Origin of the sequence: Streptomyces sp. NPDC002809, assembly GCF_040295435.1 — a bacterium.
Lineage (GTDB): Bacteria > Actinomycetota > Actinomycetes > Streptomycetales > Streptomycetaceae > Streptomyces.
Genome location: NZ_JBEOVJ010000155.1, coordinates 1 through 6,806 on the forward strand (window position 1 = coordinate 1; position 6,806 = coordinate 6,806).

Annotated in this window: 7 protein-coding genes; 6 read left to right on the forward strand and 1 reads right to left on the reverse strand. The window is 70.9% G+C overall.

Translation table 11 applies throughout. The annotated features are described in order from the left end of the window. Positions 1-138: 138 nt before the first annotated feature. Entirely contained in the window at positions 139-1,755 is a 1,617-nt protein-coding gene (locus ABT025_RS39055; RefSeq protein WP_351003544.1) for an adenosine deaminase family protein, read from the reverse strand. A gap of 174 nt (positions 1,756-1,929) precedes the next feature. On the opposite strand from ABT025_RS39055, the gene ABT025_RS39060 reads away from it, so the two are divergent. The 6 genes from ABT025_RS39060 to ABT025_RS39085 all read left to right on the forward strand — a co-directional run bounded on the left by ABT025_RS39060 (position 1,930) and on the right by ABT025_RS39085 (position 6,643). Then, on the forward strand, positions 1,930-2,319 hold the full coding sequence (locus ABT025_RS39060; protein WP_326657688.1) for a GntR family transcriptional regulator: 390 nt from the start codon (positions 1,930-1,932) through the stop codon (positions 2,317-2,319). Beyond that, the gene (locus ABT025_RS39065; protein ID WP_351003549.1) at positions 2,316-3,206 is read left to right on the forward strand and encodes an ABC transporter ATP-binding protein; all 891 of its coding nucleotides are present in this window, start codon (positions 2,316-2,318) and stop codon (positions 3,204-3,206) included. The genes ABT025_RS39060 and ABT025_RS39065 overlap by 4 nt, the downstream gene beginning before the upstream one ends. Next, the gene (locus tag ABT025_RS39070) at positions 3,203-4,228 is read left to right on the forward strand and encodes an ABC transporter permease (protein WP_351003551.1); all 1,026 of its coding nucleotides are present in this window, start codon (positions 3,203-3,205) and stop codon (positions 4,226-4,228) included. The genes ABT025_RS39065 and ABT025_RS39070 overlap by 4 nt, the downstream gene beginning before the upstream one ends. A gap of 168 nt (positions 4,229-4,396) precedes the next feature. Further along, positions 4,397-4,765: a hypothetical protein gene (locus ABT025_RS39075; RefSeq protein WP_351003553.1), complete on the forward strand. Its 369-nt coding sequence runs from the start codon at positions 4,397-4,399 to the stop codon at positions 4,763-4,765. A 111-nt stretch (positions 4,766-4,876) separates the two neighbouring features. Further along, positions 4,877-5,644 (forward strand): class I SAM-dependent methyltransferase, encoded by a 768-nt coding sequence (locus tag ABT025_RS39080; protein ID WP_351003555.1) that lies wholly within the window; start codon positions 4,877-4,879, stop codon positions 5,642-5,644. 120 nt (positions 5,645-5,764) lie between these two features. Next, the gene (locus tag ABT025_RS39085; protein ID WP_351003557.1) at positions 5,765-6,643 is read left to right on the forward strand and encodes a GH25 family lysozyme; all 879 of its coding nucleotides are present in this window, start codon (positions 5,765-5,767) and stop codon (positions 6,641-6,643) included. Positions 6,644-6,806: the final 163 nt, after the last annotated feature.

A 6,806-nucleotide genomic window follows, 5' to 3' on the forward strand; every position in this document is an offset into this window, starting at 1 on the left:
GCGCCCCGCCCCCCCTCCCTGTGCCCCCCACCCCCCCTTGTGGTGGGGGCGTGCCGTGGTCCCCCCCCCCCCGGGGGGCGTGGGGGGGGGGGGGGGGGGGCCCCCCCCCCCCCCACCCCTTGTGCCGGTCGGCCCGAGTCAGCGGCGGCCGGCGTGGTCGCGCTCGAAGGCGGCGAAGGCCGTCTCCTGACGCCACTGCGTCGCGGCCTTCGGGTTGTCGGCGAGGTAGCGGCCGCAGCGCGCGCCCGGGCGGACGGCGCCGGGGCGTTCACCGCGGCAGGCGGGGACCGTCCGGTATCCGGCAGGGGCGGAACCGGAGGCCCACAGGCTGCGGCCGTCGCGGAAGGCGTACTCCAGCGAGGCGCGGGCCAGGTCCTTCAGGGTGGTGTAGCCGAGGTCGTACGTCTGGGCGGCGTACTGGTACTCGTGGCTGATGTCGATCCGCGAGACACCCGGGTCGTCGGTGGACAGGACCACCGGGACGCCGTACCGGCGGTAGGCGTTGAACGGGTGGTCGGCGCCCGCGATGCCGAGGATCTGCTTGTTGCTGGAGAACGGGACCTCGACCGCGACCTGGCGCCGTGCCATGGTCCGGGCGAGCTGCCGCCAGTCGTCCTCGTGGACCAGGTCGACGCCGTGGCCGATGCGTTCGGCGCCGGCGACGAGGACCGCCTCGCGGATGTGGAAGGTCAGGTCCTCGGGCTTGACCAGACCGGGGGCCAGCTCACCGGCGTGCAGGGTGAGGTGGGTGTCCGGGTACTGGCCGCGCAGGTACTGCAGCATCCGCATCTGGAGGCTGTAGTTGCTCAGCGAGCTGTCCCAGTCCTCCGGCTGTACGAGGTTGACCGCGACGAACCTCGGGTCACGCTCGGCCAGCCGCAGGCCGACCGCCATCTGCGTGAACACCCGCGCCGGGGAACTGCCCCGGGAGACCTGGGAGATCCAGCGGACGGGCAGCCGGCAGCCCGGGTCGGGGCGGGCGGTGTCGCAGTGCGCGGTCGCGCGGAACTGCGCGTTGGCGTCGTCGGCCTCCTGGACCGCCTCGTTCACCACCCGGTCGAGCTTTCCTCCGGCCAGGAGCTTGCGGTGGAAGGCGGCAAGGTCTGCGTCGTAACCCACCTCTTCGGCAAGCTTCCTGGCACTGTCCGAGGCCGGGGTGACCATGGTCTCCAGATAGAACTGGTTCTGCTTCACCACGGTGTTGGCCACATTGGCCAGCAGCTTGCCCCGGTCCGACGTCGCCAGGCCGAACTTGCCGAAGGTGTCGAAGAAGTGGTCGTGCCCGGACTCGCCGGCGGGGAAGTCCTGCATGGACCAGGCCCGGATGATCTGCTGCCGGAAGCCGGAGTCCGTCCGCGCGTCGGCGGCGGGCCGCGTGCCCGTACCGCAGGGCGGCGCGACAGCCGTCATCGTCGCGTCGATGCACAGGCCCCGATCGATCGCGAGCTTGATCAGGTACTCCGTCGAGGCCGCGCCCGACAGGTGGTTGTGGAGGTCGCCGCCCTTGGGCAGCGCCTCGAAGAAGGCCTTCAGCCGCTCGGGCCTGCCCTGCGACGCGTCGAGGTACGCGGAGGTCCTGCGCTCGGCTGTGGTCACCTCGCGGGGCGAGGCGAACCCGGTGGCCCGCGGCGACGCGTCGGCGGACGGTGCGGCGGCGGCGGGGAGCGCGGGGAGCAGGGCCAGCGCGGCGAGAGAGCCGAGCCCGGCCAGGAGCGGGTACTTGGGACGGCGTGCCGTCCGGAAGGTTGAGATCACCGCCGAATGATCGCTTCTGGTTCGGAGGGATATCACCTGAATCACGGCTTTGGCCGGACACGTCCACTCGATCGAGTGGGGGACCGCGTGGCCTTCGCCGGCTCGCGCCGATCCTTGACGTGACATACCGCCAGAGTCCTATAGTGCTAGGACCCTAGATGAATAGAGGCGACGGTGATCGAGTTCCACCTCGATGCCCGGTCCGGCGTCGCGCCGTACCTGCAACTGGTTCACCAGGTCCGACAGGCCATGCGCCTGGGGCTGTTGTTCGAGGGGGATCGCCTGCCCACGGTCAAGGACGTCGCGGCGAAGGTGGCGATCAATCCGAACACCGTGCTCAAGGCGTACCGGGAGCTCGAGTACGAGGGCCTGGTGACCAAGAAGCCCGGCGTCGGCACCTTCGTGTCGAGCACCCTCAGCGACGCATCGCTGTCCCAGCACGAGCCCCTGCGCCAGGAGTTGCGCGGATGGCTGACGAGGGCCCGGGCCGCCGGACTGGACGAGGAAAGCATCGAGGCCCTGTTCCTGAGCACGTTCCGTACAGCCACCGAAGAGGAGCAATGACCGCCATTCTGGAAGCCATCGGCCTGGGCAAGCGATACGGCCGCCGCCAGGCACTCTCCGACTGCACGCTCAGCGTGCCCGCCGGCCGGGTGGTCGGTCTGGTCGGCCCCAACGGGGCAGGGAAGTCGACGCTCCTGCAACTCGTCTGCGGGCTGATCACCCCGACTTCGGGCACCATCGAGGTCGTCGGCGGGCGCCCCGCCGCCGACGCGGCCCAACTGGCCAAGGTCGGCTTCGTCGCCCAGGACACCCCCACGTACACCGGGCTGTCCATCGCCGACCATCTGCACCTTGGCGCCCGCCTCAACCCCACCTGGGACAAGAGCCTGGCGGAGGGCCGGATCCGGGACCTCGGCCTCGACCCCGCCCAGCGGGTCGGCAGGCTCTCCGGCGGTCAGCGGGCCCAGGTCGCGCTGACGCTCGCCGTCGCCAAACGCCCCGAACTGCTGATCCTGGACGAACCCGTCGCAGCCCTCGACCCGTTGGCGCGCCGCGAATTCCTCCAGGGGCTCATGGAGCACGTCGCCGAGCACGGCACCACCGTCATCCTCTCCTCGCACCTGGTCTCGGACCTGGAGCGGGTCTGCGACCATCTGATCTCCCTGGTCGCCTCCCGGGTCCAGCTCGCCGGAGACGTGGACGACTTGACCGCCACCCACTTCCGGCTGACCACGGCCCGCCGTGACGCGGAGAGCCTCCCGGAGGAGATGCGGGTGCTCCAGGCCGCCCATACCGAACGCCAGAGCACCTTCGTGGTGCGGGCCGATACCGCTCTCCACGATCCCGCCTGGGTCCTGGAACCCCTCGATCTGGAGGACCTGGTCCTCACCTACATGGCCGAAGGCAGAACCGCCGCCGCCACGACGACCCCGGAGGCACAGCGATGATCTGGCTGACCTGGCGCCAGTACCGCGTTCAGACCCTCGTGGCCCTGGCAGCACTGGCCGCGGTCGGGATCACCCTCGTGATCACGGGGACGCAGATGCGGAGCTCGTACGACGGTGATGTGGCCGGCTGTTCCACCACCTGCGAAGCGGCCAAGAACGCGTTCGTCCACGAGTACGAGTCCCTGGCCGCCCTCGTCACGGGACTGCTCGTCGTCGTGCCGGGTGTCATAGGGATCTTCTGGGGTGCGCCGCTCATCGCCCGGGAGCTGGAGACGGGCACGCACCGGCTGATCTGGAACCAGAGCATCAGCCGCAGCCGCTGGCTCGCCGTGAAGCTCACGGCCGTGGGTCTGTCGTCCGTCGCCGTCACCGGTCTGCTCAGCCTCATGGTGACCTGGTGGGCCCGCCCGCTCGACGAGATCATCAGCAACCGCTTCGATCCGTTGCTGTTCGACGGCCGGGGCGTCGCACCAATCGGCTACGCCGCCTTCGCCTTCACCGTCGGAGTCTGCGCCGGCCTGCTGATCCGCCGGACGGTCCCCGCGATGGCGGTCACGCTCGCCCTTTTCGCCGCGGTCCAGATCCTCATGCCGTACGCGATCCGGCCGCTGCTCATGGATCCGGTACGGGCTGAGGTGGCACTCGCCGGCCTCGGCATGGCGGCGCAGGAGGGGAGACCGGCAGAGGGGGCCGCCTGGAGCGCCACCGACATCATGCTGTCGGGCGACGGGGAGAACGCCCAGGTGAAGGTCGGCCTGTCCAGGCCCGGGGCCTGGGTCCTGTCCGGCCTCGGCCCCGTACTGAACTCCGACGGTGAGGAGATGCGCGGCAGCGCGGGCTGTGCCGCACGGGAGACCGACCCGGTGCGCTGCTTCGCGAAGTCGGACTTCCACGTTGCGGTGGAGTACCAGCCAGGGAACCGCTACTGGACCTTCCAGTGGATCGAGACGGGGATCTTCGTCGCGCTCGCGGGCATCCTCGCCGGGTTCAGCGCCTGGTGGCTGCGCCGGCGTCTGGACTGACCTGCGGAAGGAGTGCCGGGCCGGGCCTTCGCCTGGCCCGGCCGGTCCGACGGTGTGAGGGGGAAACGGTGATGAGGTCGCGGACCGCCCAGACCCGGCCCGGCCGAGCGGGAGTTGACGACGTGCGTCACGCCGGACGCCTTGGCGTGCTCCGTCTTCCCCTCTTCGATGCCGGTGACGATGATCGGGCCGGCCCCGGCGATCCGGGCGCCGCTGACCGCGTTCATCCCGACGCCGCCGGCCACGGGGCTGAGCGGCTTCGCCCAGGAAGCGTTCATCCACGAGAACCAGCTCCCCGTCATCCCTGAGGACATGCCGTGGGCCCCCGCCACCCTCCCGGAACGCAGTCCGGAGGCCGTACCCGGCCATGACGGCCCGCTCGCCTGGCGCGTCGAGGCCACCAGCCGGTTCATGGCGCACGGCGAGGCGGTCATCGTCGAGGCGTGGCCCTCGCTCCCGGCCCCGCGTGAACGGCATCTGTTCGTGTCCGCCGCGACGGCCCTGCTGCCGCCCTTGCTGATCCCGCGCCCGCACTGAGCGGGCGGCGGTGCGTCCCGGCGCCTACCGGGGAGGCCCGCGAGGCGGCGGTGCGTCCCGGCGCCCTCCGGGGAGGCCCGCGCCGGACACCGCCGCACTACATTCGTGACCATGCCAGACGCGTTCTCCTCCGAGCCGGAGCCCGGCAGCGCCGCCGACGTCGTCCGTACGTGGGACGCGCGCGCGGACCACTATCTCCGCCTGTTCCGCGACGAGTTGGAAGGCAAGCCCTTCGATCTGGATGCCCTGAACGCGTTCGCCGCGCGCGTCTCCGAGGGCGGCAGGGTGTACGACGCCGGCTGCGGACCCTGCGGCCATGTGGCGGAGCTCCTGACGTCCCGTGGTCTCGACGTGCTGGGCATCGACCTCTCGCCGCGCTGCGTCGCCCTCGCGCGGCGGGAGAGGCCCGGGTGCCGGTTCGCGGTCATGGACCAGCAGGACATCGCGGGGGAGCGGCTGGACGGGCTGGTCTCGTACTACTCGCTCCACGACCGGCCCAAGCGGGAACTGAGCGGCACCCTGATGTCATGGGCCGCGGCGATCCGCCCGGGCGGCCAGCTGCTGATCGTGGCGAAGGAGGGGGCGCACGACGGCGTCGTCGACGATCCGCTCGGCGGTGATCTGCGGGTGTACTGGGCGGAGTTCACGGAGTACGAGCTCCGGGCGGCGGCCGGGGACGCGGGCTTCCGCATCGACGACTGCACGGTTCGCGAGTCGTACGACAGCGAGATTCCGACCCGCCGCATCTACCTCGCCGCCACGCGCCTGGGCCTCCTTGGGGCGGAGCGTCGTCGGGCGGACCCGTCAGTTCGAGAAACTTCCGCCCGGCGCCGGCCGTTCGTACAGCTCAGCGCGGCGGATGCAGGTCTAGACCACTAACGAAAGACGAAAACTATTTACCGCACGCCCGCTCCTGTGGCTGACTATGTCGTGTTCGCGACAACTCGACGCGCGTAGAACGTCGCCGGACGCAACTCCCCCCACAAGCAGGAGGCCGCCATGTTCCCCCGGATCGTTTCCCTCAAGCGCACCCAGAAGAGACTCACCGCGGCCGGTGTCGTCGGCATGAGCGCCGCGCTGCTGCTCGGTCTGATGTCCGGCACCGCCTCGTCGGCCCCTCAGCCGGACAACCCCGTGCCCTACGGCAAGGGGTACATGGGTGTCGGCTACGTCCAGGACAGCAAGGACTTCAAGCCGGACACCCGTCAACTGCACCTCGGCGCCCGGGCGGACGCCAACCTCAAGGCGAACCCCGAGGGTGTCGACGTCTCCAGCTGGCAGGGTGGCATCAACTGGAGCTCGGTCCGCGGCGCGGGCATCGAGTTCGCCTGGATGAAGGCGACCGAGGGCCTCTCGTACAAGGACCCGACGTTCAGCGCCAACTACCTGAACGCCTACAACGCCGGTGTGATCCGGGGCGCGTACCACTACGCGCGGCCGGACGTCTCCGGTGGCGCGGCCCAGGCGGACTTCTTCGCGAGCAACGGCGGCGCATGGTCCCGCGACAACCTCACGCTCCCCGGAGTGCTGGACATCGAGGGCACCTGCTACGGCTACTCCCAGGCCGGCATGCGGCAGTGGGTCCTCGACTTCTACAACAAGTACAAGGCCCGCACAGGCCGTGACGTCGTGATCTACACCAGCCCGAGCTGGTGGAACACCTGCACCGGAGGCTGGAGCGGCATGTCCGCCCTCAGCCCGCTGTGGGTCGCGAACTGGACCACCGGCACCCCCAGCATCCCGACGGGCTTCCCCTACTACACGGTCTGGCAGTACACCTCCACCGGCGCGGTGAACGGTGTCTCCGGCAACGTCGACCGCGACCGCTTCAGCGGTGACCGCTCCCGCCTGCTGGCCCTGGCCAACAACACCCCGTGACGGTGCGCGCCCGAACACATCGCCCCGTCCCGGGCGCGGCCTCCGCGTGAGGGGTGCGGGGACCGGGGGGGGCGCCCCCCGGCCCCCCCGGCCCCCCGTTGCCCTACGGGGGGTGCGCCCCGCGCCCGCTAGGGAGAGGGGGGGGGGGGGGGAGAGTGGTTTG